Genomic DNA, 24,832 nt, shown 5'->3' with positions numbered 1-24,832 from the left:
AACACAGGTGCTACTGGTGCCACTGGACCTCAAGGTGTTCAAGGTAACACAGGCGCTACTGGACCTCAAGGTGTTCAAGGTAACACGGGTGCTACTGGTGCCACTGGACCTCAAGGTGCTCAAGGTAACACGGGTGCTACTGGTGCCACTGGACCTCAAGGTGTTCAAGGTAACACAGGCGCTACTGGTGCTACTGGACCTCAAGGTGTTCAAGGTAACACAGGCGCTACTGGACCTCAAGGTGTTCAAGGTAACACAGGCGCTACCGGGCCTCAAGGCATTCAAGGACCAACGGGTGCTACCGGCGCTACTGGCATAGGAGTTACTGGACCTACTGGACCTTCTGGTGGACCTACCGGACCTACTGGGCCTACTGGACCTAGCTTCCCTATAGCAACAATTGTTGTAACAAACAATATTCAGCAAACAGTACTGCAATTTAATAATTTTATTTTTAGTACTGCAATTAACGTAAACAATATTATCTTCAACGGCACAGATACAGTTACTGTTATTAACGGTGGTATTTATGTAATTAGCGTATCCATTTCTACAACTGCGCCAGGATGCGCTCCACTCGGAGTAGGAATTTCAATTAATGGAGCAGTCGCAACTGATAATTTCTCTTCAAATTTAATAGGCGACTCACTTTCATTTACTACAATAGAAACATTAGCAGCTGGTGCAAGAATCTCTGTCCAATCTACACTTAATGAGATTACGATCCCTGCAACAGGAAATACTAACATCCGCCTTACTGTATTTAGAATCGCTTAAATTTCACTATATATTGTTTATGACAAATAAAAAAAGAGCGAGGAAACTCGCTCTTTTTTGTTATGTACAATAATTCATTACTATTCTAATTCAATTGAAACATTTTTTTGTGGTACAAATGTAGAAATTGCATGTTTATAAATAAGCTGTTGCTTACCTTCTGTTTCCAGCAGGACTGTAAAATTATCAAATCCTTTAATTAGTCCACGAAGCTGGAAACCATTTAATAAGTACAGCGTAACAAACGTATTTTCTTTACGGAGTTGATTTAAAAACTGATCTTGAATATTGATTGATTGCTTCATGTCGAATCCTCCTCTTTTTCTCTACTTACTATTATTCGACTTTACTTGTAACTTTCCTTCTATGTATCGTAAAATTTCTGACGTTTTTTCACCGTTTGTAACATCAAACCACGTGACATCCATTTTATTACGGAACCATGTTAATTGACGCTTTGCATAACGACGCGAATTCGTCTTTAATTGTGATACCGCATCTTCTAAAGAAACTCGATTCTCAAAATAATCATAGATTTCTTTATATCCAATCGCTTGAATAGATTGACAATCTCGTATCCCTCTATTATACAGCCCTTCTACTTCCTCTAATAGGCCTTGTTCCATCATCAAATCCACTCGTAAGTTAATGCGATCGTATAGCATTTCTCGATCCATTGTCAAGCCAATTAATGAAACATCATAGAGTAACTCTTTTTCTTGTTTCTCAATTTGTTCACTCATTTTTTCACCCGACGTGTGGAAAATTTCTAACGCCCGAATGACACGTCGTACATTATTTGCGTGAATACGCTCCGCACTTTCTGGATCTACTTCTTGCAATTTTTTATGTACATATTCCACACCGCGTTCTAAAGCTAACTTTTCCATTTGCTCTCGGTATATCACATCACCAGCATCATCTGTAAACTGATAATCGAATAAAACAGATTGTATATAAAGACCGGTCCCACCAACTATAATTGGTAATTTACCACGTTCTGTAATTTCTCGAATATGCTTGCGAACACGTTCTTGAAATTCCGCGACAGAAAATGAATCTTCCGGATTTTTTATATCGATCATATAATGTGGAATTCCGTCCATCTCTGCTTTTGTTACCTTTGCAGTTCCAATATCCATCGTTCGATAGATCTGCATGGAATCACCACTAATAATTTCACCGTTCAACGCTTTGGCAAGATTGATACTTAACTTCGTCTTTCCAACAGCAGTTGGTCCAATGATGACAGCAACTTTTTCACGTTGCACTTCTCCCATATCATTCAACTCTCTTTATGTAATATACTCCATCTATTGATTATACCCAATCTTACCAATTTTAACGGCATGATTGCAAGTTCTTTCATTTCGGTACATGAAATTATACAGAAAAAAGAACATAGTTTGTCCAATTCTGCATATACATGATAAAAATAGTTTCGAGAGGATGAGTTAACTATGAAACAATCCACCATCAATTTTTCATCTTTGACAAAAGACCTCATTTTAGCTACTTCTATAAAAGAACAAAATTGTTCACAAGAGGAATTATACTTCGCCCTAAATTGTTTACTACGGGCTTTTCATTCTACCCTCCATGAAACAACATTACATCCAGAAAATAAAAATACAGAATATATACAAACGCAATTTTGCAGTGCATATAAAATTATTACAGGTAAAACTATTTATCCATTTCAATAATCCATAAAAAGCGGCTGCTTACATAATTTCAAGCAACCGCTTTTTATATTAATATCGATAACCTATTGTATAACTTTCACTTTTACAGATTTGCGCCCCCAGCTATTAGCACTACCATCTGAACCGACTAATACATCAATACGATTTCCTTTAATCGCACCACCAGTGTCTCCAGCAATCGCTTCTCCATATCCTTCTACCCATACTTTTGATCCAAGCGGAATTACTTTCGGATCAACAGCAATTACTTTCATATTTGGATTTGCTGTTAAATCATGCCCCATTGCAGTTAATACACGACCACCATACGAACCATTCTCACTCGGATCTGCTGTATATGCCGTCGCTTCTACTGTAATTTCACGACCACCAGTAGGCGCACTTGTTTCAGTAGATTTTGCAACTGGTTTTGCAGCCGGTTTTTCTTTTACCACAGGTTTACTTGATTCTACATTCTTAATAGAATCGTTACTCTTAACAGACTCTTTATTCTTAACTACTGTATTATTTTTAACCGGCGTATTTGTTCTAGCTGGCGCTTCTTCTTGAGCTACAACCTCTTTCTTTTCGATTACAGGTGCTGTTCCTGTTAAAAATGGCACGTGAACATATCCAACTTTTCCATTGTAGTCAAATTGTAACCATTCATTTTGAACTTGATTCGTCGTTTCAATCACATCATTTTTATTAAGTTTACCTAAAATTTCAGAATCAGTATTCGCTCCAGCACGAACATTTAATACGCCCGCCGTTACATAATATGTGCTCTTTGTAAAATCGGCACTTACAAACGCTTCCTTACCGTTCAACTTAATTTTTGTCCATCCATTTTCTGTATTTATAACATCTAGTGTATTCCCACTTAACACTTTACCTACAAGCTTTGACTCTACATTTGGGTTTTCTCTAACATTTAATACGTCTGTTGTTACAATTGTTTCCGCTTTAGCAGAACCCGCAAAAATCCCAAGACCAAAAACTGCTGCTGTTGCTATACCTAATAATTTTTTCATGAATAGCCTCCATTTGCTTTGTTTTCGTATTTTCATTATAGCAACAGATTTTTAGAATTTTTAGAAATCACACAATTACAAAGCATTCGTAATATACGATTAACGAGTTGTAACATAAATTTCCATATTAATAAAATGTATTTCTCATACAATCTCCAGTGGTTTTCATATATTTTTCATATACGAGCACAAGAACTTTTTTCCAGAAAAAATTACAGTGTTACTTTTTTGTTACAAAAAATTCACAATTAGTTACATCTTTTACCAAAAAACATCAATATTTAATTGTTAACCTATTTTTTTGTAATAAAAAGAGAGCAGCTACTAAAAGCTGCTCTCTTTTCATTTGTTATTGAACTTTCTTTTTCCAAACACCTAGCATAATAGCCGAGACAATCGTTCCAATTAATATAGAGAAAATATATAGTAACGGTTTATTTACTAACGCTATTACAAATAATCCACCATGCGGTGCTGGTAATGTAATTTGGAATAACATAGATAACGCACCTGCAATACTTGAACCAACAACACAACTTACAATTACTCGAACCGGATCTGCAGCTGCAAACGGAATCGCACCTTCTGTAATGAACGATGCTCCCATAATATAATTTGTTAAACCAGATTTACGTTCCGCTTCTGTAAACTTTGATTTAAAGAATGTAGTTGCAAATGCAATCGCAAGTGGCGGTACCATACCACCAGCCATAACTGCTGAGTGCACTCCAAAATTCTGTGCTTCTATTGCAGCAATACCAAACGTAAACGCCGCTTTATTAATTGGACCACCCATATCAATTGCCATCATACCACCTAAAATAAGACCTAGTAATATAGCATTCGTACCGTTTAAACCATTTAACCACCCTGTCAACATTTCATTTAATGCTACTACAGGCGGAATCACTGCTTTTTGCATTACAACTCCTGTAATCAATAATCCAAAGACTGGATATAACAAAACAGGTTTAATTCCTTCTAATTGTACTGGTAGTCCTGAAAATAATCTTTTCAACCCTAAAACAACATATCCAGCTAAGAAACCAGCAATTAATCCACCTAAAAAGCCAGCATTCGCATTCGCCGCTAAAAATCCACCTACAACACCAGGCATAAAACCAGGACGATCAGCAATAGAACTTGCAATAAATCCAGCTAAAATTGGTACAAGGAATAAAAACGCACCTGTTTTTCCTCCACCAATTGACATGAACAATTCAGCTAAAGGACCTTCCGCCTTTATACCACCAAACGAAAACGCTAGCGCTATTAAAATCCCGCCGCCAACAACGAACGGAAGCATATTACTTACGCCATTCATTAAATGCTTATAAATTCCTAATCCTTTTTCTTTTTCCGTACTTTCTGCCTTTCCATCTTCTTTTACACCTTTAAAGATTGGTGCATCTTGCTTTACAGCTCGATTAAGAAGTGTTTCCGTTTTTCTAATCCCATCAGCGACTGGTACTTGAATGACATGTTTACCAGCAAAACGATTCATTTCTACTTGTTTATCCGCCGCAACAATAATAGCTGTTGCACGTTCAATATCCTCTTTCGTTAAACCGTTTTTAATACCTGTCGATCCGTTTGTTTCAACTTTAATCGCTATTCCTAACTCTGTCGCTTTTGCTTTTAAGCTATCCGCTGCCATATATGTGTGAGCGATTCCAGTTGGACAAGCTGTAACAGCAAGTACGTACGGTTCATTTACTTCTGGTTTTGCGACTTCAATCTCTTCTTCTTTTTCATTCTCTTTTTCATCAAATAGTTGAAGAAGCTCACTTTCATCCTTTGCTTCTAATAGTTGCTTGCGAAATCCTTCATCCATTAATAATGTCGATAAACGAGACAACGTTTCTAAATGAGTATTATTCGCTCCTTCACTTGCAGCAATCATAAAGAATAAGTGTGCTGGCTGTCCGTCAAGCGACTCATAATTGATACCGCTTACACTTCTACCAAAACAAATCGATGGTTGTTTAACAGCCTTTGTCTTCGCATGAGGTATTGCAATACCTTCCCCTATTCCAGTCGTACTTTGGGACTCCCGCTTTAAAATAGCTTCTTTAAATTCCATTTTACTATTTAAACGATTTGCCCCATTTAATTTCTCAACTAATTCATCTATGACAGCTTCTTTATTTGAAGCTGTCAAATCCATAATGACTGTATCTCTTTTTAATAGTTCTGTAATTTTCATATGTTGCTTCCCCCTATCGCTTAGCTACAATTACTTGCGACAATAATTCTTCTACTTTTTCCTTCTTACATAAATCAGCTGAAAATGCTGTTGCACTCCCTGTTGCAACGCCGTATTGAAATGCCTTTTCAATATCTTTTGTCTGTTCATATTTGCCTACAAACCCTGCAACAAGAGAATCTCCGGCCCCAACTGAATTAATTACAACACCTTTTGGAACAGTCGCTTCATATATACCTTCTGCCGTAAATAATAAAGCTCCCTCTCCAGCCATCGATACGATAACATGTTTTATACCTTGTTCAATTAATTTTCTTCCATAAGGTAAAACGTCCTCTACTGTTGAAAGCTCCACTCCAAACAACTCACCAAGTTCATGATGGTTTGGCTTAATTAAAAATGGCTTATTTTTAATTACATGCTGCAGTGCACTTCCACTCGCATCGACTACTACTCGAATACCTTTTTCAGCTCCGAGCGCTGCGATTGATTCATAAAAGGTAGTTGGGATAGATGCAGGTACACTTCCAGCTAGCACAACGCAATCTCCCTGCTTCATACTTTCGATTTGTTTCATTAATTGTTCAAATTGCTCATTTGTCACATTAGGACCTTGCCCATTTAATTCTGTCTCTTCTTGCCCTTTTATTTTCACATTAATTCGGGAATCTCCGTCTACTTGGATGAAGTTTGTCATTACGCCTTCCGCCTGTAATACACCTTTAATAAATTGACCGGTGAATCCACCAGTAAATCCAAGTGCTATATTTTCCACACCTAAACGATGGAGAACGCGAGAAACATTAATCCCTTTTCCTCCAGGAAACTTCATATCTTTCTCCGCTCGATTGACTGCGCCTAAATCAAAGGAATTAACTTGTACTACATAATCAATAGATGGGTTTAAAGTAACTGTATAGATCATTGTTTATCAGCCTCAATTACATTGGTTTGTCTTTTATATTTTTCTAAATCAATTTCTAAATGGTTTGTAATAATATTTGCTTCTTCAACATTTGCAATTTTCGCAAATGCAACTTCTGAAAACTTACTTTCATCAATTAAGAAATATCCTTCGTTTGCTAATGTTAATGCCATTTGTTTTAAGAGCGCTTCTTCTGGATCTGGCGTTGTAAAGCCAAGCTGTTCATGTACACCATTTGCACCTAAAAAACATTTATCAAAACGATACTTCTGCATACTTTCCTGTGCCATAGCACCGATTAAAGCTTTCGTCCTACTCTTCATCATTCCACCTAGTAAATACGCACGAATATTATTTTCAACTAAAGCTTCAATATGCATAAGTCCATTCGTAACGACAGTCACATCTTTATTTATTAAAAATGGAATCATTTCAAATGTTGTACTTCCTGCATCTAAATAAATACAATCACCTTGTTCAATAACGCTAGCCGCATAATTAGCAATTTGTTGTTTTATTTGAATGTTTTTGGATGATTTTTCAACCATCGTTGGTTCTTGCCCTTTTCCTGTTAAAACAGCGGCACCACCATGAACTCTTTTTAATAACCTTTGCTTTTCCAATTGTGCTAAATCACGGCGAATTGTCGACTCAGAGCTTTCTGTTCTTTCAACTAATTGCTGTAATTTTACAACTTTCTGTTCTTTTACAAGTTGCAATATCATTTGATGACGTTCAGGAGTTAACATTTTATTCACCTCTTCTTTGATTACAGTATAATGAAAACGGTCACAAAAATCAACCACAAACAATCAAAAATAATCAAAAACACCCATAAACATTTATAAACAGCAAAAAGAAACCTATTCGATTAAACAATCAAATAGGTTTCTTTTCTAAATTCACTTATAAAGAAGCTTTATATATACTTAAAACATCATCTTTATTTAATTTTTTAAAGTTACCAAATTCACCATACGCCATCGCTTTATTAGCCATTATATCAATTTCATTTTCTCCAATACCGTAATCAGCTAATGTTGCTGGCGCTTCAATTGAAGTCCAAAATTGACGCAGTGCCTTAATTCCTTCTAAAGCCACTTCTTTATCTGTTTTGCCATCTGTTTCTATATCAAATACACGAATAGCGAACTGTTTAAAACGACTTACATTTTCCTCTACAACATGTTTCATCCAGTTCGGGAATAAAATCGCAAGGCCACCCCCGTGTGGTATATCATGAACAGCAGAAACTGCATGCTCAATATTATGAGTCGCCCAATCTCCTTTTACTCCCATCGCTAAAATGCCGTTTAACGCCATAGTACCACAATATAAAATAGTTTCTCTATGCTCATAATTTTCTAAATCACTTAAAAGCTTAGGTGCTGTCTCAATTACTGTTTTTAAAACAGCTTCACAATAACGATCTTGTAGTTCTGTATTCGTTCCATGATGGAAATATTGTTCTAATACGTGCGACATAATATCTACCATACCGTAAATTGTTTGATCTTTCGGTACAGAAGTAGTATGAACTGGATCTAAAATTGAAAACTGCGGGAAAGTAACTGGGCTACCCCATCCATACTTTTCATTCGTTTCCCAGTTTGTAATTACCGAGCCTGCATTCATTTCAGATCCTGTTGCTGCAAGAGTAAGTACAGTACCAAATGGTAATGCCTCATTAGCAAATGTTTTTTTCGTTACAATATCCCATACATCTCCATCGTACTTACTACCAGCTGCAATTGCCTTCGTACAGTCGATCACACTTCCTCCACCAACTGCTAAAATAAATTCAACACCATTTTCTTTACAAATTTGAATCCCTTTCTTTACAGTTGATACACGTGGATTCGGTTCAACACCTGTCAATTCAAATACTTCTGCATTTATATCCTTTAAAATAGAAATTACATTATCATAAATACCGTTTCTTTTAATGCTGCCTCCCCCGTATACGAGAAGAACTTTTTTACCGAACTGTGGAATTTCAGTTTTTAACTGCTCTAATTGACCTTTACCGAAAATAAGTTTCGTTGGATTACGAAATACAAAATTTTGCATATTCCTTTACCATCCCTTCTATATGAAAAGCAACTATACTTTTGTATACCATATTTTTTTCATTTCACAAAAATATTTGCTTAATAAAGAAATCCCAGCCTACAGGCTGAGATTTTTTATTGGTAATAAGGTGAGATCATTAAGTAAACAATAACACCAGATAAACTTACATATAACCAAATCGGCATCGTCCAACGTACAATTTTACGATGACGTGTTAATTGATTTGTAAAACCAAATACAAGTGCAAACAATGCAAGCGGTACAATAATTGCCGCCAGGATAATATGTGTAATTAAAATGATGAAATACACATATTTAATGAATCCTTCTCCGCCAAAATGTGTTGCTGGCGCTAAGTAATGATAAGATAAATAAGAAACACAAAATAGCAACGTCGTTGTAAATGCTGCCAGGATGAAACCACGGTGCATTTTCACATTCTTCTTAATAATAGAGTATAGAGCTGCTAATAAGAATACGAACGTAAAGCTATTAAAAATTGCATTTAACATTGGTAAAATTGTTACATCAAAATGTAATTCTCCTTCATAGCCAACAGGTCCAAAGAACAAAAATAAAATAATCGCATTTACAATTACAGAAAGCGTTATCACAATAGGAGCATAGCTTTTCTGATTTGTTGATTGATCCACCAAAATGGTCACTCCCTCTTCCTTCAAATATGTATACGTAACCTCACTATTTTAACATACTATTCACAGTGTAAATGTGACAATAGTTTGACACAGCAAGATAAGACAAAGAAAAAATCCTTCTTAATAAAACTTCTTAAGAAGGATTTTATCGCTTTATTATTCAAATAGCAACGCGATTAGTTTTTGTTAAAAAATGTATCGCTATATGCTTGAAAAATTTCAGACACTTGATATCCCATTAAAGAAATTGCTGTTAATGAAAAGAAACCAATCATAAGAAATCGAAACCACATATAAATCTCCTCCTTGTATTTAGCTTAAAAAACATTCGCTATATTACAAGTTGAGTGGCACTCTTCATCGTCACTTTCCTTTTTCCTTACAATTGCTGTAATAAATCGAATCATAAAGAAAATAACAAAAGGAATTTGTTCGTAATTCACATTGGCATAGTTTAGCAACGGCTCGCGCTGCATATCGAACGGGGATGAGAAGGAATAGAACATACCTTGCTCTTCCATATATACAATTACAATTTTCATGCAAAATACGATTCCTAGAAACGAAACAATATCTTGCCATTCTGTCGTATATAACAGGTTATACAGCTCTAATACGTACTCTTCCATTATCATCCCCCCTTCCTTTTTTACCATTTTGCTCGCCTTCGTATAAAAAGTCAAGAAAAAAGTTTATATCCACTATGACAATAGTAATTACTTGTTTCTATGATTATATATGATTCTTTTATAGCAATGACTGGGTGTAACTCTCTTCGAAAATTAGAAAATTAGAAAATTAGAATCGAACAGATTCCTCATTCTTACTTTTAGGATTCAAAACTGTGCTATTTTTATTTCTATTAAAAATAAAATAAGAAAGTATGATAAGAACAGTAACAAACATTGTTAAAAGTGCTTGTGAACGTAAAGTATCAATTGCGAACATCGCAACTAAAACTGCTATAATAGCAACAATTGTAACATACGTTACATACGGAAAAAGCCACATTTTCACTTTCAAATTTTGTTGTTCCACTTTCCCCATTTTTTTACGCATCTTTAAATGCGAAACTGCAATAACGAGATAAACTAGTAACGCAATCCCGCCAGATGCATTCACTAAAAACAAAAAGACTTTATCTGGAGAAATGTAACTAAACACAACGCCAATATAAGCGAAGAAAGTTCCAAATAAAACGGCCCGAACTGGAACACCACTACTGTTCAATTTCAAAAACGCCTTTGGAGCATCTCCTCTTTCTGCCATCGAAAAAAGCATTCTTGAGTTTGTATATAAACCCGAATTTAAACAAGAGAGTACAGCTGTTAAAACGATAAAATTCATAATTTGTGCCGCAGCTGGTATTCCTATATGTTCCAATACAGCTACAAATGGACTTTTTAATATGTTTGCTGAATTCCATGGCAGTAGCGTAACAACTACCGCTATAGACCCAATAAAAAATACAAGAATACGCCAAATCACACTGTTTGTTGCTGTTTTTACTGCTTTTACAGGTTCTGCAGATTCACCTGCGGCTACCGCTACAATTTCTGATCCCATAAATGAAAATATAACGACAGTAATTCCAAGCAGTACCGAACTTATACCGTTTGGCATAAATCCACCTTGTCCAATTAAATTCGAAGTGCCGGGTGCTTCTGTTCCTGGAACAAATCCTAAAATAACAGCAAGACCTAGACAAAGGAACAAAACAATACTTATTACTTTAATAAAAGAAAACCAATATTCAAACTCTCCAAATGATTTCACCGAAAAAACGTTCGTCAGCGTTAATAAAATTGTTAATATTAAACTTAATAACCAAAGCGGTATTTGTGGAATCCAATATTGGATAATACCAGCACCTGCTGTGGCTTCTATTGCAATAACAATTACCCAAAAAAACCAGTATAACCAGCCTATTGTATAACCCGCCCAAGGACCAATCGCTTCTTTTGCATACGTTGCAAATGAACCACTTGTCGGATTAACAGCTGCCATTTCTCCTAGCATTCTCATGACGAAAATGACTAGAAGTCCTGCTAATGCATATGAAACGATAGAACCTGGTCCTGCCGAATGTACAACTGCACCACTTCCAACAAACAAACCAGCCCCTATTACACCGCCAATTGAAATCATTGTAATGTGGCGTATTTTGAGGTCTTTCTTTAGGTTTTTATCCAAATCTTGTACATCCCCTTCCAAACTAAATTTTGAAATTTATGTAAGAGTACTGTGCGAAAGATTTTGTCCTATACTTTAAAATATATCAAAATATTCTGAATTCAACAATTAAAATTCAACCTCCTTCAAAAATTATTACATTAGGTTTAATACTTTCCCATACACAATTGTTGAGAAAATTATAGTCCCTTTACAAAAGAAAGAATTTTCAGATATTATTAAATAAACAAGATTATACATCTAGACAACTTTTTGTATAGGAGTGTTGATATGTTAAACAAGTTCAAATTTTTTTGTTGTATTTTAGTAATGTTCTTACTTCTACCGTTATCCCCTTTCCAAGCACAAGCAGCAAACAATTTAGGTTCAAAATTACTCGTTGGATACTGGCATAATTTTGATAACGGTACTGGCATTATTAAATTAAAAGACGTTTCACCAAAATGGGATGTAATCAATGTATCTTTTGGTGAAACTGGTGGTGATCGTTCCACTGTTGAATTTTCTCCTGTGTATGGTACAGATGCAGAATTCAAATCAGATATTTCTTATTTAAAAAGTAAAGGAAAGAAAGTAGTTCTTTCAATAGGTGGACAAAATGGGGTCGTTTTACTTCCTGACAATGCCGCTAAGGATCGTTTTATTAATTCCATACAATCTCTGATCGATAAATACGGTTTTGACGGAATAGATATTGACCTTGAATCAGGTATTTACTTAAACGGAAATGACACTAACTTCAAAAACCCAACTACCCCTCAAATCGTAAATCTTATTTCAGCTATTCGAACAATCTCAGATCATTATGGTCCAGATTTTCTATTAAGCATGGCGCCTGAAACAGCTTATGTTCAAGGCGGATATAGCGCATATGGAAGCATATGGGGTGCATATTTACCAATTATTTACGGAGTGAAAGATAAACTAACATACATTCACGTTCAACACTACAACGCTGGTAGCGGGATTGGAATGGACGGTAATAACTACAATCAAGGTACTGCAGACTACGAGGTCGCTATGGCAGATATGCTCTTACATGGTTTTCCTGTAGGTGGTAATGCAAATAACATTTTCCCAGCTCTTCGTTCAGATCAAGTCATGATTGGGCTTCCAGCAGCACCAGCGGCAGCTCCAAGTGGTGGATACATTTCGCCAACTGAAATGAAAAAAGCTTTAAATTATATCATTAAAGGAGTTCCATTCGGAGGAAAGTATAAACTTTCTAACCAGAGTGGCTATCCTGCATTCCGCGGCCTAATGTCTTGGTCTATTAATTGGGATGCAAAAAACAACTTTGAATTCTCTAGTAACTATAGAACATATTTTGATGGTCTTTCCTTGCAAAAATAACAAAGTAAAACTATAATTAGCCCTCATCAATCGGACATTTATGGGCAATCAATGCAGGATAAAAACAACAATAGGCCCCTTTATAGGTCCTATTGTTGTTTTTTACTTATGAAAATTACTTTGTCACATCTAAAGTTTTAAGAAACTCTTTTCCATCGACCAACATCGCACGTTCCTTGGAATCATATTGTTAAATATTCTAGTTACTATTTTGCTTCAACACAAAAATTGAAAGTTCAGGTACACTACAAAATCTAACAGGCATCCTAGTAGTCCCAATGCCACGATTTACATATAAATATAACGGCTTACTCTTCCCCTCTACTTCATACATACCTTCAACGTAGTGCTCAGCTAGTTTGGTAGTAATTAACGGACCTACAAAAGGAATTTGGACTTGTCCTCCGTGACTATGTCCTGACAGTTGAAGATCAACTGGGTAACGATTTATTTTGGTTACAACATCCGGCTCATGTACTAATAACATGTTGAAATCATTTTGTTTCAAGTTTTTTAAAGTTGAATCTATTTGCGGCTTCCCTAATAGAAAATCATCCAAACCTGATATTATAATATATTTGCCGTTTTCCACTTTAATTTTCTGCACTTCATTTACTAATACAGAAAAACCAGCTTCTTCCATATATTTTTTGTAAAATAAACTACCGCCCCCGCCCCTATCATGATTCCCAAACACAGCATATTTCCCTAAGGGAGCGTAAATTTTCTGCAAAATAACCTTCGCTTCTTCTCTTTCCGCACTATAAGACCCAAATTTATCTATTAAATCTCCGGTAAAAACTACTATATCTGGATGTAATTCATTCATCTTCTCCACTAAATGTTCAAGTTGTTTCAGTGTAAACTCTGGTCCTAAATGTACATCTGAAAACTGCAATATTTTTTTATTATTAAACTCTTTAGGAATTGTAGAAGCTTCTATTTCATTCCACGTAACTGTTACTAGTTTTCGTTCTATTTCTGTCGCATAATAATACAAACTTACTGGTATCATTAATATACTTATAAAACTAATAATAAATATCTTTACGATTGATTTTTTTCGTTCTTTTTTTACATGATTCGTATTCATGTTTTCACCTCTAGAAACACTTTAAATCCTTATTGTTACATTCATGTGACAACATGAACAATGTTATCAATATGTAATTCCCTCTCTATTCACTTTGACAATTTTATACAGAAGTCATAACATATTTTTATAATACATAGATTTTCGAAATTTTTTCTATTCATTCCATCATTTTATTACGGAGGGGTTATTCATGTCTGTATTTACACCAGAAGAAATTACGGAACTTGCTGCTAATTCCGGAAGAAAAAAAGCTCATTTATCATTACTCCCTATGTTAATTCTCGGTTTTTTTGGCGGTGCTTTTATAGCATTAGGGTATTTACTCGATATTCATGTTATTGGAACAATGCCAAAGGCTTGGGGATCATTTACTAGTTTTCTAGGCGCTGCTGTATTCCCTATTGGCCTTATTCTCGTTATTCTTGCAGGCGGTGAACTAGTAACTGGTAACATGATGACAGTTTCTATGGCCTGGCTTCAAAAGAAAATTACTTTATTTTATTTCATACGAAATTTAGTTATTGTTACATTTAGCAATTTCATAGGGGCTGTATTTGTAGCCTACTTTTTCGGTCATATCGTTGGCTTAACTGAAGGAGCTTTTTTAGCAAAAACTATTTCTATCGCTCAAGCGAAACTACAAGATACACCATTGCAAGCATTTATTTCTGCAATCGGATGTAATTGGCTCGTTTGTTTAGCTGTTTGGCTCAGTATGGGAAGTAAAGAATTTATCGGAAAGATTATCGGTATTTGGTTCCCGGTTATGACTTTTGTTGCGATTGGATTTCAACACGTTGTAGCCAATATGTTTGTCATCCCAGCCGCCATTTTTGCCGGTCATTTCACTTGGGCTGAATATTTTCCAAACTTTATTTTTGTTTTCTTTGGAAATTTAGTAGGAGGTATGTTATTTGTAGCACTACCTTACTTCATAACTTATAATAAGAAACTACCTACTCATCAAGAGAAGACTGAAATGAAGAACAAATCTCTGTCCGCTTAAATGGAATGTCTATAAAGTGCCCTAAAAAATATTACAAATTTCATTTTTTTTGCGAATATATGTACGTACACTTGTTCTCGAATGTTTTATACGTTATAATAACAACTTAAATAGCATTATTTACATATGAGGTGAAAAACATGAACAAAACAGAATTAATTAAAAACGTAGCACAAAATGCTGAGATTTCTCAAAAAGAAGCTACTGTAGTTGTACAAACTGTAGTAGAATCAATCACTAACACTTTAGCTGCTGGTGAAAAAGTACAACTTATCGGATTCGGTACATTCGAAGTTCGTGAAAGAGCTGCTCGTACAGGCCGTAACCCACAAACTGGTGAAGAAATGCAAATCGCAGCTTCTAAAGTACCTGCTTTCAAAGCTGGTAAAGAACTAAAAGAAGCTGTAAAATAATGAAAAATATCCTTCTCATTTATGAGAAGGATATTTTTTTCATAACATAATTAATAAAAATCTGACCATTATGTTGTTTCTTTTGTTCTTTTATGCAAATAAAACCTTTACTTTCAAAAAAAGGTTTTGCGGTAATGCTCGCCTCTGTATATATCTCCCTATGCCCTAGGTTCACTGCTTCTTTTTCTAACTTCTGTAGTATGTATGAAGCGACTCTTTTCCCTTGATAATCTTTATGCGTAAATAAACGATCTACGTAACGATCATCGTTATAATCCCCAAACCCCGCAATCACACCTTTATGATCCGCTACATAGCTAATATTCTTTTCTAAAGACTGTAACCAATTTTCTCTATCTAGTCGCTCCGGTGCCCACGCCTGTAGCTGTAACTCATTATAATCTTTTGCATTAACCGTATGAACTGTTTCATAGAACAATTGTAATACTTGATCTAAATCTTCTTTCTCGAATGTTCTAATTATAATATCTTTTAACATATATAAGTCTCCTTACGAAACTACCTCTTAACTTTTCTACTACATACGATTCTATATTTCTGCTTTATTATATCGTTTTAATTTCTATACGAACAAAAAAACAATACTTATTCAAAGTATTGTTTTTTAATTCTATTCAATTACTTAATGTAGCTCTTTAAGATTTTAATTTAACTCTTTGTAATCGTAATGCATTTAATACAACGGATACAGAACTAAATGCCATCGCTGCTCCAGCAACCCAAGGGGCTAAGAAACCTAATGCCGCAATTGGAATTCCTAACGCGTTATAAGCTAATGCCCAGAATAAATTTTGTTTAATATTTCTTATCGTCATTTTACTCATAAAGATCGCATCAGCAATACTATTTAAGTCACCGCGGATTAACGTTATATCCGCTGCTTCCATCGCTACATCCGTTCCCGTTCCAATTGCCATACCAATGTTCGCTGTAGCAAGAGCAGGAGCATCATTTATCCCGTCTCCAACCATCGCTACTTTCTTACCATTTGCTTGCAGTTTTTTCACTTCTTCTGCTTTTCCTTCTGGCAATACTTCTGCAATTACGTGATCAATACCAACTTGCTTTGCAATTGCCTGAGCAGTTTGTGTATTATCTCCTGTAATCATCACAACGTCTAGACCCATTTTTTTCAGTCTTGCGATAGCTGCTTTTGAAGTATCTTTTACAGTATCTGCAACGGCAACTATACCAGCATATTCTTTATCGATTGCAATAAGCATTGCTGTTTTTCCTTCTCGTTCTAGCGCTTCCATCGATTTAGAAACTTCTTCAATATTAATATCGAATTTCTTCATTAATCGACGTGTACCAATTAATAATTGTTTCCCTTCTACAACGGATTCGATACCGAATCCCGGAATCGCTTCAAACGTTTCTGAGCTTGGGATATCAATTTTCTTTTCTTTAATTCCTTCTACAATTGCTTCTGCAAGTGGGTGTTCAGAATTTTTTTCTGCCGCACCTACTAAACGTAGTATTTCTGCTTTATGGAATCCATCTGCTACCATTACATCTGTTAACACCGGTTTCCCATTTGTCACTGTACCCGTTTTATCTAAAATAACCGTATCTAATCGGTGCGTTGCTTCTAAATGCTCTCCACCTTTAAATAAAATACCATACTCTGCTGATCTTCCTGACCCTGCCATAATAGATGTAGGCGTTGCAAGACCTAATGCACATGGACAAGCGATAACAAGTACTGCTATCATTTTCTCAAGTGCTCCGCCAAAATCACCAGGTGTAACAAATATCATCCATACTGCAAATGTGATAATCGCAATCACAACTACAAACGGTACGAAAATACCTGAAATTTGATCTGCTACCCTTTGAATAGGAGCTTTTGAACCTTGTGCCTCTTCTACTACTTTAATAATTTGAGCTAATGCAGTATCTCTTCCTACTTTAGTTGCTTTCACTTTTAAAAATCCATTTTTATTTATTGTCGAACCTATTACTACATCCCCAATTGACTTATCAACAGGAATACTTTCACCCGTTAACATCGATTCATCAATTGCTGACTTTCCTTCTACAATCTCACCATCTACTGGTATTTTTTCACCAGGCTTTACATAGACGATATCACCAGCTATTACTTCTTCAATCAAAATTTTTATTTCTGTTCCATCTCGCACAACTGTAGCTGTCTTCGCTTGTAAACCCATCAATTTTTTAATTGCTTCTGATGAGCGCCCTTTTGCTTTCGCTTCAAATAATTTACCTAAAATAATTAATGTAATAAGTACCGCACTCGTTTCAAAATATAAATCTGTCATATGTTTCGAAGAACCAATAGATTGAATACTTAAATATACACTATAGAAATACGCGGCCGACGTTCCAAGCGCCACGAGAACATCCATATTCGCACTTTTATTACGTAACGCTTTATAAGCTCCAACATAAAACTGTCCACCAATGATAAATTGAACAGGGGTTGCAAGTGCTAGTTGCACCCAAGGGTTCATTAACATATCCGGTAAATAAATAAACGACGTAAATGAGAAATGACTAACCATTGCCCACAATAATGGGAAAGATAAAATAAACGAAATAATAAACTTCTTCTTTTGTCTTTCAATTTCTTGTAATCGATGATCAGTTGATGCATCTTGATCATCTGGTTTCACTTCTAATTTATATCCTAGCTTCGTAATCGCACTCTTCATTTCATTTACATTAACTTCATCAGGATTAAAGTCTACTGTAGCTGATTCTAAAGCAAAATTTACTGTCGCTTTGTTCACACCATCTAACTTATTTAAACGCTTTTCAACTCTATTTGCACATGCTGCACATGTCATTCCTGAAACAGTAAATTCAGCTTTATCACTTACAATTCCATATCCTAACGATTCAACTTTTTCTTTAAACTGTTGCGGATTTGTTTTAGTTGGATCGTACATTATTTTTGTTTTTTCAAGTGCAAAATTTACATTCGCCTCATGAACACCTTCTACTTTTTTTAGACCTTTTTCAATTCTATTTGCACATGCCGCACATGTCATTCCTGATATTTGAAGATTGGCCTCTTTTTTTTCATTCATGTCTCTCACCTCTATATACCCTTATGAGGTATAATTATTAGCAAAATAAATCGTACTTCATTTAAAGTACGATTTATTTCCATATCTAAAAATAATTATTGAACATCGTATCCTTGGTCTTCGATTACAGCAACGATATCTTTTAATGTTACGGCAGACGAGTCGATAGTAACTTCAACAGTTCCTTCTGCTAATTGAACCTTCACTTGTTCAACACCGTTTAGCTCTTTCACACTGCTTTCGATAGCATTTACACAATGTCCACAAGACATACCTTCAACTTGTAATGTTAACTGTTCCATTTAAAATCCTCCTCTTGTTTCTTCATTCTTTGTTAATCACAATTACATCTTACCATACCCCCCTAAGGTAATCAATGGTTTTATATCATGATTTTTCAATTATTTTCTAAAAGTTTATTTTACACACACTTTTTCACATCAATACCCCGAAACCTTATTATGAAGGTAAACAAAAAAACAAGCCAGTGACATACTAGCTTGTTTTTACGCTTTTGAAAAACGTTCAAATACAGTCATTAATTCTTCAATTGCTTCGTCACCATTGCCATCTTTAATAGCACCTGAAACACAATGACTTGTATGGTTTTTTAATACACCCATTCCTACTTTTTTCATCGCTGCATTAATTGCTGAAATTTGCACTAAAATATCCACGCAATAACGATCATTTTCAATCATATTTTGAATACCGCGGACCTGTCCTTCAATTCTCTTTAATCTATTTATAATTTGTTCTTTTTCTTTTTCTGATCTATGTGTTACCGCTTCATGCTCTTTATGACCCATATTATCACCTTCTTAAAGTTTCTCTTCATCCAATAAAACAATTGCTTTTACGAGTATACCAATTATAGCATTAATTATCTATGTATGATACCCCATATGAGTATATTTCCGCTTTATGATTATTCTTAACAACGCATTAGCTTCTTAATCTCAATTTTCAGTATACCCTTTCTTTTTTTCAAAAAAATCATTATATCTCTCATCAAAGTTCAATAAAATGAAACAAGAATAAGCGGGGATTACCCGCCCCCGCTTATTCTTTGTCTATAATATTAAAAACTTAATTTTCAGCTATTTAATCCAAGAGTTTTTTCTTTCCATATATGATTATTGCTGATCGCATACTTTTGTATCATTCACTACTGAAGTTCCTTCAACGGTTACCGTATGAAAACAGTCATTTACTCGAACTGTTACAACATTATCTTGCCGGTCAATGATATGATATTCATTAAAATTTTTATTCAGAGCACTGCGAATTTGTTCTCCTTCATAAATTGGGATGCCATGCGATAGAACCCAAATAAGTCCAGCGATAGCAAGAATAGTTTTCATACGATCTACCTCCTTGGGAATATAGTGAACTTTTAATCCATACTTTTTCAGCTCTACAAATCATGATCGGAATAAACCAAGCCTTTTTGGAAATAAGTTCATTTCGTCTATTTTATGTTTATGCTAATTGTGACCGTTTTGTGACAACTTTTTGTCTCTTTAGACGAAAAGTTGAAACAAAACTTTCAAAAAGGACAATTCTACATATCAAAAAAGGTTATGGAATGTTTCATCCATAACCTTTTTTCCTATACGTAACTAATAAATCTCAATCCTTTACTTAAAGAAGTCGGCACAACAGATGCATGATTCTCCCCTTCAGCTTCATAAAACTTAAATTTAAGTTTATCGTGGTTTACTTGGAGAAGGCGCTCTGATAATTCATTTGCGCCTACAACCATATGCTCTCGTTCTAGTGACCCAACTGTAAGGAACACTCCTGTTTCAAACTTAGCATTGTTTAATTCATGTATAAGGTTCTCTTCTTTTTCAAGTACGGATTGGTTATTCCACCATATAGATGGACTACTAATAAAATAATTTTGAAAAGCATTTAAGTTTGTAAATAGTATATAAAGAGCAAATAGTCCACCTAAAGAATGTCCAAATAACGTTTGCTTACTTTTATCGATCTCAAAATTCTTTTCAATTTGTGGTTTCAGTTCTTCTTCAATAAAAGTAAAGAAATTATGTGCTCCTCCTGTTTTAGGCCACGGTTTACCGTCTGGTTTTAAAGGGGCATCTTTTGAAATTACGCTAGGCGTAAAATCATAACATCTTTCTTCCCCTGAAAATGCGCCTTCAATTGGATAACCCAATCCTACTATAACAGCTGGTGAAACACCGGTTTTTTCCGCTCTTACTGATTGTATTTTAACTGCTTCATGAAATGTTTGAAAAAAGGCATTGCCATCTAATACATAAATGACAGGATATCCTGAATCCGGTGCTGGTTGCCTCGGCTTTGAAATATGAATTTGATATTCCTTACCTTCTAATTTTGAATACATTTTCCACTGTTCTGTATTAGATGTTATAATCTGCTGTTTTTCAACTGTAGTATTCACCCTATCCCCCCCTTTTTAACTTGTTACATATATTTCGATTTTTTCTTCTTGAGATACAACGCTATCATAACCGAAACAAACAGGAGCCCCGTTATACGGATCTATCATGACACGTGCATCAATATGAAATACTTCTTTTAATACTTCATTTGTAATGATTTCTTCTGGGCTACCAGTTGTAACAATTTCTCCTTCCTTCATTGCAATAATTTCATCTGAAAACCTTGCTGCATGGTTGATATCATGTAATACCATAACAACCGTACAATTATGTTCTTTATTTAACTTCTCCACAATTTGTAATACATCTAATTGATGAGACATATCAAGGTATGTAGTTGGCTCATCTAATAGCAACACTTCTGTCTCTTGTGCTAATGCCATCGCTAGCCATACCTTTTGTCTTTGACCACCTGATAAATTTGCAATTTGTCTCGTTCGAAATTCAGAAGTTTTCGTTATATTTAATGCCCAATCAATCATTTCTTTATCTTTTGTCGTCAACTTATTTACGTTATTTCGATGTGGATAGCGTCCATAAGAAATTAATTCTTCCACTTTAAGTTCACCTGGTGCAATTGGAGTTTGCGGGAGTAAAGCTAACTGCTTCGCAATTTCTTTCGTTGAAATTGTATGTAAATCTTGCCCTTGCAAATATACTTTTCCGCTTTTGTGTTTTAAAATTCTTCCCATTGTTTTTAACAATGTTGATTTACCGCAACCGTTCGGACCTATAATTGTCGTTACTTTTCCTTCTTGTATTTCCACATTTAAATCGCGAAACACTGTAAGCTTTTCATAACTTGTTTCTAAATTTTTTGCACTTAAAATACTCACTTTTATTCCTCCTCTTACGCTTTCGCCTTATAAAGTAAATATAAGAAATACGGTACACCGACAATAGAAATAACGATTCCAACTGGTAACTCTACAGGTGTGAAAACTGTTTTTGCAATAAAGTCTGAGGCAATTACAAGAAACATTCCGATTACGCCGCACGTGGGAATTATATACTTATGTTGAATACCGACAAGTCTTTTCGCTATATGCGGTGCCATTAAGCCAATAAAACCGATACTCCCTGAAACAGCAACACATGCACTCACAAGCCCGATACTGCTTAATAATAAAATCGATTTCTCTCTTTCTACTGAAACACCTAAACTTGTAATACTAGTTTCTTCCAATTGAAATAAATCTAGTAAATATGCTTTCTTTTGTATAAGTGGAATTAAAATAATAAGCCATGGTAACATAGCCACAATATACTTCCAGTTCGCACTATATATGCTTCCAGAAACCCACACTGCAGCCATCTCGAAATCAGTTGACTTCATTTTGAGTGATAAGTACATAGAAAAGGCCCCAAATCCTGATCCAATTGCAATCCCTGTTAATAAAAGTCGCTGCGAATCTAACTTACCGTTTTTCCAAGAAAAAAGATAGATGATAATAGCAGCACCTAATCCGCCGACTAAACCAAACATTGGCATCATCATAATAGAAACCCAGTCTGTGCTTTTTAATTGTCCTTGAAAGAAAAACATAAAAATGACGATCGCTGTTCCCGCACCGGCATTTACTCCTAAAATACCTGGGTCTGCCAATCCATTTCTCGTAATCCCTTGAATAACGGCACCCGCAACACCAAGGCCTAATCCTACTAATCCAGCAATTATGATACGTGGAAGACGAAACTCAAAAATAACTAAATCATGTTCTGGTACTGGATCAATTCTAAAAAGTGTTTTAAACACATCTGTAATCGTAATGTCGAACGTACCATTTGTTAAACTAATATAAATAGCACATAGTATGAAAAATATAATAATCCCCATCGTCATTCCAAAACGTTTACTTGAACTTTTAAGCATGTCTCTCTCCTCCTCTTGTACGGATTAAATAAAGGAAGAAAGGAATTCCAATTAAAGATGTTACGACTCCAATTGGCGTTTCAAATGGATAATTTACAAATCTACTTAAAACATCACATAACGCTAAGAAAACCCCACCAATAACGCCTGCACATGGCAATATCCATTTATAATCTACTCCAATTATAAAGCGGGTAATGTGCGGAATAATTAAACCTACAAAACCAACTTTCCCCACTAAAGCAACTGCTGTTCCTGTTAAAAAAATTACCGATAAAATTGCCATCGCTTTAACTAGTTTTGTACGCTGTCCTAAATTAATAGAAACCTCTTCGCCTAATGAAAGAATGGTAATAGATTTTGATATTAACAATGCTAAAATTATTCCAATTATCCCAAACGGTATCGTAATTTTAATTATATTAGGATCTACTTGATCTAACTTTGCATTAAACCAAAAACTAACATTTTGAGAAATTTGGAAATACGAAGCCATGGCAGCCGATACACTGCTTAAAAATGTTCCAATAACTGTTCCGATAATTGCTAACCTAACTGGTGATAAGCCATTTTGAAGGAGCGAACCAAAACCAAACACGATACCGGCTCCGAGTGCAGAACCAATCATTGAACATATAACCATACCAATTGATGACATTCCTGGAAGAAAAATCATACAAAGTGTAATAACAAAGGCAGCACCATCCGTCACACCCATAATAGAAGGGGATGCAAGATAGTTTCTTGTCATCCCCTGCATAAGTGCTCCTGATATGGCTAGAAATGCTCCGACTAAAAGAGCTGCAACTACCCTTGGTAAACGTGAAGTAATAATAATATTATGATTTACATCACTTGAATCAAAATGAAATAATGCGTTCCACACTGTTTCAGCATCAATACTTTTCGCCCCATACAAAATCGAAAGTATAACTGTAAATAAGATGAGTATGGGTGCTATACATAATATAGTTACTGGTACTGCATTTGTTTTCTGCATATCATTCAACGCACCTTACTTATTGTATTATTTAGATAAATTTTTCACTGCTTCTTTTAAGAAGGCAGTTTTACTCCAAGCAGTACCACCTTGTGCCATTGGATCTACAACGTTTACAAATACTTTCTTTTCCTTCGCAGCATTCATACTTTGCCAAATTGGATTACTTTCAATTTCTTCTAACACTTTTGGATTTTTATTTTCACTTGCCTCATATTGTAAGAAAATATAATCTGGGTTAAGTTCAGCAAGTTTTTCAAATGAAATTTTCTCTTGTGCTTTTACAGTTTTCAATTGTTCTGGAGCAGTTAGTCCAAGATCTTTATAAATTACAGGGTTGAAGTATACTCCTTCTGGATATAGGAATAATTCGTTTGCTCTTAGTCTAATGACAAGTACTTTTTTATCTTTTAACTCATCTCCTAGTTTTGCTTTTGCTTTTTCAGCGTCTGAATTGTAGTCTTTAATAATTTTTTCTGCTTTATCTTTTTTACCAGTTAATTCTCCCATTAACTTTAAGTTATCTTCCCAATTTGTTGAAACGTGTGATACCGGGAATGTAGGAGCTACTTTCGTAAACTTTTCAGCTGTTTCTGCTGGGAATTTCGTACTTGATGTAATCACATCTGGTTTTAATTGTAGTAATGTTTCGAAATTGGGTTGCATTTTCTCACCAACAGATTTCGCACCTTCTAACTCTTTTTCCAGGTATTTTGGTAGTTTACCACCTACAGTAATGGCACCAACTGGTTTAATTCCAAGTACTGCCGCATCTTCCATTGACTCTAAACTAGCTGTCGCAATTTTATCTACTTTTGCTGGCACTGTATATTCTTTACCTAAATATGTAATTTTTCGTTTTTCATCTTTTTTCGTTTCCGTAGCTTTTGTCTGTTGTTTTTGCTCGCCTGAAGTTTTATCCGCACTATTACATGCCGCTAAACCTACACTTAAAACTGTAACCATCCCTAAAGTAAATAATTTCTTGTTCATCTTTATATGTCTCCTCTCAAATTTTCAAACTATATTCTCA

At 35.1% G+C, this 24,832-nt stretch carries 26 protein-coding genes; 5 read left to right on the top strand and 21 right to left on the bottom strand.

The window, feature by feature from the left end; translation table 11 throughout:
* On the top strand, positions 1 to 777 hold a 777-nt coding region (locus ACQGSG_RS16305), incomplete at its 5' end, for a Gly-Xaa-Xaa repeat protein (RefSeq protein WP_426947645.1).
* A gap of 80 nt (positions 778 to 857) precedes the next feature.
* Here the strand turns inward: ACQGSG_RS16305 and hfq are convergent.
* Positions 858 to 1,082: an RNA chaperone Hfq gene (hfq, locus tag ACQGSG_RS16300; protein ID WP_000813896.1), complete on the bottom strand. Its 225-nt coding sequence runs from the start codon at positions 1,080 to 1,082 to the stop codon at positions 858 to 860.
* Positions 1,083 to 1,103: 21 nt separating this feature from the next.
* Positions 1,104 to 2,057, bottom strand: a complete 954-nt coding sequence (gene miaA / locus ACQGSG_RS16295; protein ID WP_000504957.1) for a tRNA (adenosine(37)-N6)-dimethylallyltransferase MiaA — start codon at positions 2,055 to 2,057, stop codon at positions 1,104 to 1,106.
* A 180-nt stretch (positions 2,058 to 2,237) separates the two neighbouring features.
* Here miaA and ACQGSG_RS16290 point away from each other — a divergent pair, with 180 nt between their 5' ends.
* The gene (locus tag ACQGSG_RS16290) at positions 2,238 to 2,483 is read left to right on the top strand and encodes a hypothetical protein (RefSeq protein ID WP_000814426.1); all 246 of its coding nucleotides are present in this window, start codon (positions 2,238 to 2,240) and stop codon (positions 2,481 to 2,483) included.
* 62 nt (positions 2,484 to 2,545) lie between these two features.
* Here ACQGSG_RS16290 and entD read toward each other — a convergent pair whose 3' ends face one another.
* The 8 genes from entD to gabP form a co-directional block, all read right to left on the bottom strand.
* Positions 2,546 to 3,496, bottom strand: coding sequence for a cell wall-binding protein EntD (entD, locus tag ACQGSG_RS16285; protein WP_000734613.1), 951 nt, complete (start codon positions 3,494 to 3,496; stop codon positions 2,546 to 2,548).
* Between the two features lie 349 nt (positions 3,497 to 3,845).
* Positions 3,846 to 5,702 (bottom strand): PTS fructose transporter subunit IIABC, encoded by a 1,857-nt coding sequence (locus ACQGSG_RS16280; RefSeq protein WP_000704599.1) that lies wholly within the window; start codon positions 5,700 to 5,702, stop codon positions 3,846 to 3,848.
* A gap of 13 nt (positions 5,703 to 5,715) precedes the next feature.
* Positions 5,716 to 6,627 carry a 1-phosphofructokinase gene (gene pfkB / locus ACQGSG_RS16275; protein ID WP_000640830.1) on the bottom strand — a complete coding sequence of 304 codons (912 nt, stop codon included), beginning with the start codon at positions 6,625 to 6,627 and terminating at the stop codon, positions 5,716 to 5,718.
* A complete protein-coding gene (locus ACQGSG_RS16270) occupies positions 6,624 to 7,376 on the bottom strand; it encodes a DeoR/GlpR family DNA-binding transcription regulator (RefSeq protein WP_000957286.1) in 753 nt (250 codons plus the stop codon). Before ACQGSG_RS16270 ends, pfkB begins: the two co-directional genes overlap by 4 nt.
* Positions 7,377 to 7,533: 157 nt before the next feature.
* On the bottom strand, positions 7,534 to 8,697 hold the full coding sequence (locus tag ACQGSG_RS16265; RefSeq protein WP_001179092.1) for an iron-containing alcohol dehydrogenase: 1,164 nt from the start codon (positions 8,695 to 8,697) through the stop codon (positions 7,534 to 7,536).
* A 116-nt stretch (positions 8,698 to 8,813) separates the two neighbouring features.
* Positions 8,814 to 9,356 (bottom strand): DUF420 domain-containing protein, encoded by a 543-nt coding sequence (locus ACQGSG_RS16260; protein ID WP_000228314.1) that lies wholly within the window; start codon positions 9,354 to 9,356, stop codon positions 8,814 to 8,816.
* A gap of 317 nt (positions 9,357 to 9,673) precedes the next feature.
* Positions 9,674 to 10,012 (bottom strand): hypothetical protein, encoded by a 339-nt coding sequence (locus ACQGSG_RS16255; RefSeq protein ID WP_002005644.1) that lies wholly within the window; start codon positions 10,010 to 10,012, stop codon positions 9,674 to 9,676.
* A 142-nt stretch (positions 10,013 to 10,154) separates the two neighbouring features.
* A complete protein-coding gene (gabP, locus tag ACQGSG_RS16250) occupies positions 10,155 to 11,549 on the bottom strand; it encodes a GABA permease (RefSeq protein ID WP_426947642.1) in 1,395 nt (464 codons plus the stop codon).
* Between the two features lie 270 nt (positions 11,550 to 11,819).
* Here gabP and ACQGSG_RS16245 point away from each other — a divergent pair, with 270 nt between their 5' ends.
* Entirely contained in the window at positions 11,820 to 12,902 is a 1,083-nt protein-coding gene (locus tag ACQGSG_RS16245) for a chitinase (protein ID WP_000932440.1), read from the top strand.
* Between the two features lie 199 nt (positions 12,903 to 13,101).
* On the opposite strand, the gene ACQGSG_RS16240 is transcribed toward ACQGSG_RS16245, so the two are convergent.
* Entirely contained in the window at positions 13,102 to 13,995 is an 894-nt protein-coding gene (locus tag ACQGSG_RS16240) for a metallophosphoesterase (RefSeq protein WP_001095345.1), read from the bottom strand.
* 193 nt (positions 13,996 to 14,188) lie between these two features.
* Between ACQGSG_RS16240 and ACQGSG_RS16235 the strand changes: the two genes are divergently transcribed.
* Both ACQGSG_RS16235 and ACQGSG_RS16230 read left to right on the top strand, forming a co-directional pair.
* Entirely contained in the window at positions 14,189 to 15,004 is an 816-nt protein-coding gene (locus ACQGSG_RS16235) for a formate/nitrite transporter family protein (RefSeq protein ID WP_325843032.1), read from the top strand.
* 140 nt (positions 15,005 to 15,144) lie between these two features.
* Positions 15,145 to 15,417 carry an HU family DNA-binding protein gene (locus ACQGSG_RS16230; protein WP_001043904.1) on the top strand — a complete coding sequence of 91 codons (273 nt, stop codon included), beginning with the start codon at positions 15,145 to 15,147 and terminating at the stop codon, positions 15,415 to 15,417.
* Positions 15,418 to 15,436: 19 nt separating this feature from the next.
* Here the strand turns inward: ACQGSG_RS16230 and ACQGSG_RS16225 are convergent, their stop codons facing one another.
* From ACQGSG_RS16225 to ACQGSG_RS16180, 10 genes are all read right to left on the bottom strand, one after another.
* The gene (locus ACQGSG_RS16225; protein ID WP_142320504.1) at positions 15,437 to 15,916 is read right to left on the bottom strand and encodes a GNAT family N-acetyltransferase; all 480 of its coding nucleotides are present in this window, start codon (positions 15,914 to 15,916) and stop codon (positions 15,437 to 15,439) included.
* Between the two features lie 157 nt (positions 15,917 to 16,073).
* Positions 16,074 to 18,494: a heavy metal translocating P-type ATPase gene (locus ACQGSG_RS16220; protein WP_098607440.1), complete on the bottom strand. Its 2,421-nt coding sequence runs from the start codon at positions 18,492 to 18,494 to the stop codon at positions 16,074 to 16,076.
* Positions 18,495 to 18,589: 95 nt separating this feature from the next.
* Positions 18,590 to 18,796 carry a copper chaperone CopZ gene (gene copZ / locus ACQGSG_RS16215; RefSeq protein ID WP_000436973.1) on the bottom strand — a complete coding sequence of 69 codons (207 nt, stop codon included), beginning with the start codon at positions 18,794 to 18,796 and terminating at the stop codon, positions 18,590 to 18,592.
* A 204-nt stretch (positions 18,797 to 19,000) separates the two neighbouring features.
* On the bottom strand, positions 19,001 to 19,303 hold the full coding sequence (locus ACQGSG_RS16210; RefSeq protein ID WP_000509876.1) for a metal-sensing transcriptional repressor: 303 nt from the start codon (positions 19,301 to 19,303) through the stop codon (positions 19,001 to 19,003).
* Positions 19,304 to 19,630: 327 nt separating this feature from the next.
* Positions 19,631 to 19,858 (bottom strand): hypothetical protein, encoded by a 228-nt coding sequence (locus ACQGSG_RS16205; protein WP_000849103.1) that lies wholly within the window; start codon positions 19,856 to 19,858, stop codon positions 19,631 to 19,633.
* 248 nt (positions 19,859 to 20,106) lie between these two features.
* Positions 20,107 to 20,925: an alpha/beta hydrolase gene (locus ACQGSG_RS16200; protein ID WP_001098703.1), complete on the bottom strand. Its 819-nt coding sequence runs from the start codon at positions 20,923 to 20,925 to the stop codon at positions 20,107 to 20,109.
* 15 nt (positions 20,926 to 20,940) lie between these two features.
* Positions 20,941 to 21,762, bottom strand: a complete 822-nt coding sequence (locus tag ACQGSG_RS16195) for an ABC transporter ATP-binding protein (RefSeq protein ID WP_000025754.1) — start codon at positions 21,760 to 21,762, stop codon at positions 20,941 to 20,943.
* A gap of 14 nt (positions 21,763 to 21,776) precedes the next feature.
* On the bottom strand, positions 21,777 to 22,799 hold the full coding sequence (locus ACQGSG_RS16190) for a FecCD family ABC transporter permease (protein WP_000920434.1): 1,023 nt from the start codon (positions 22,797 to 22,799) through the stop codon (positions 21,777 to 21,779).
* Positions 22,792 to 23,799: a FecCD family ABC transporter permease gene (locus ACQGSG_RS16185; protein ID WP_001173053.1), complete on the bottom strand. Its 1,008-nt coding sequence runs from the start codon at positions 23,797 to 23,799 to the stop codon at positions 22,792 to 22,794. Before ACQGSG_RS16185 ends, ACQGSG_RS16190 begins: the two co-directional genes overlap by 8 nt.
* Before the next feature lie 27 nt (positions 23,800 to 23,826).
* A complete protein-coding gene (locus ACQGSG_RS16180) occupies positions 23,827 to 24,792 on the bottom strand; it encodes an iron-hydroxamate ABC transporter substrate-binding protein (protein WP_426947637.1) in 966 nt (321 codons plus the stop codon).
* Between the last annotated feature and the right edge of the window lie 40 nt (positions 24,793 to 24,832).

It is taken from the genome of Bacillus sp. GMa5/1, assembly GCF_050172015.1.
GTDB lineage: Bacteria > Bacillota > Bacilli > Bacillales > Bacillaceae_G > Bacillus_A > Bacillus_A cereus.
Note: the sequence above shows the minus strand (reverse complement) of the source record. Positions and strands in the feature narration are given on the sequence as shown.

Coding starts and splice junctions, on each gene's coding strand:
- miaA (WP_000504957.1), bottom strand. CDS start 2,057: ATGGGAGAAGTGCAACGTGAAAAAGTTGCTGTCATCATTGGACCAACT.
- ACQGSG_RS16245 (WP_000932440.1), top strand. CDS start 11,820: ATGTTAAACAAGTTCAAATTTTTTTGTTGTATTTTAGTAATGTTCTTA.
- ACQGSG_RS16205 (WP_000849103.1), bottom strand. CDS start 19,858: ATGAAAACTATTCTTGCTATCGCTGGACTTATTTGGGTTCTATCGCAT.
- ACQGSG_RS16240 (WP_001095345.1), bottom strand. CDS start 13,995: ATGAATACGAATCATGTAAAAAAAGAACGAAAAAAATCAATCGTAAAG.
- ACQGSG_RS16180 (WP_426947637.1), bottom strand. CDS start 24,792: ATGAACAAGAAATTATTTACTTTAGGGATGGTTACAGTTTTAAGTGTA.
- pfkB (WP_000640830.1), bottom strand. CDS start 6,627: ATGATCTATACAGTTACTTTAAACCCATCTATTGATTATGTAGTACAA.
- entD (WP_000734613.1), bottom strand. CDS start 3,496: ATGAAAAAATTATTAGGTATAGCAACAGCAGCAGTTTTTGGTCTTGGG.
- ACQGSG_RS16235 (WP_325843032.1), top strand. CDS start 14,189: ATGTCTGTATTTACACCAGAAGAAATTACGGAACTTGCTGCTAATTCC.
- hfq (WP_000813896.1), bottom strand. CDS start 1,082: ATGAAGCAATCAATCAATATTCAAGATCAGTTTTTAAATCAACTCCGT.
- ACQGSG_RS16255 (WP_002005644.1), bottom strand. CDS start 10,012: ATGGTAAAAAAGGAAGGGGGGATGATAATGGAAGAGTACGTATTAGAG.
- ACQGSG_RS16210 (WP_000509876.1), bottom strand. CDS start 19,303: ATGGGTCATAAAGAGCATGAAGCGGTAACACATAGATCAGAAAAAGAA.
- ACQGSG_RS16265 (WP_001179092.1), bottom strand. CDS start 8,697: ATGCAAAATTTTGTATTTCGTAATCCAACGAAACTTATTTTCGGTAAA.
- ACQGSG_RS16185 (WP_001173053.1), bottom strand. CDS start 23,799: ATGCAGAAAACAAATGCAGTACCAGTAACTATATTATGTATAGCACCC.
- ACQGSG_RS16230 (WP_001043904.1), top strand. CDS start 15,145: ATGAACAAAACAGAATTAATTAAAAACGTAGCACAAAATGCTGAGATT.
- ACQGSG_RS16290 (WP_000814426.1), top strand. CDS start 2,238: ATGAAACAATCCACCATCAATTTTTCATCTTTGACAAAAGACCTCATT.
- ACQGSG_RS16270 (WP_000957286.1), bottom strand. CDS start 7,376: ATGTTAACTCCTGAACGTCATCAAATGATATTGCAACTTGTAAAAGAA.
- ACQGSG_RS16225 (WP_142320504.1), bottom strand. CDS start 15,916: ATGTTAAAAGATATTATAATTAGAACATTCGAGAAAGAAGATTTAGAT.
- copZ (WP_000436973.1), bottom strand. CDS start 18,796: ATGGAACAGTTAACATTACAAGTTGAAGGTATGTCTTGTGGACATTGT.
- ACQGSG_RS16190 (WP_000920434.1), bottom strand. CDS start 22,799: ATGCTTAAAAGTTCAAGTAAACGTTTTGGAATGACGATGGGGATTATT.
- ACQGSG_RS16280 (WP_000704599.1), bottom strand. CDS start 5,702: ATGAAAATTACAGAACTATTAAAAAGAGATACAGTCATTATGGATTTG.
- ACQGSG_RS16220 (WP_098607440.1), bottom strand. CDS start 18,494: ATGAATGAAAAAAAAGAGGCCAATCTTCAAATATCAGGAATGACATGT.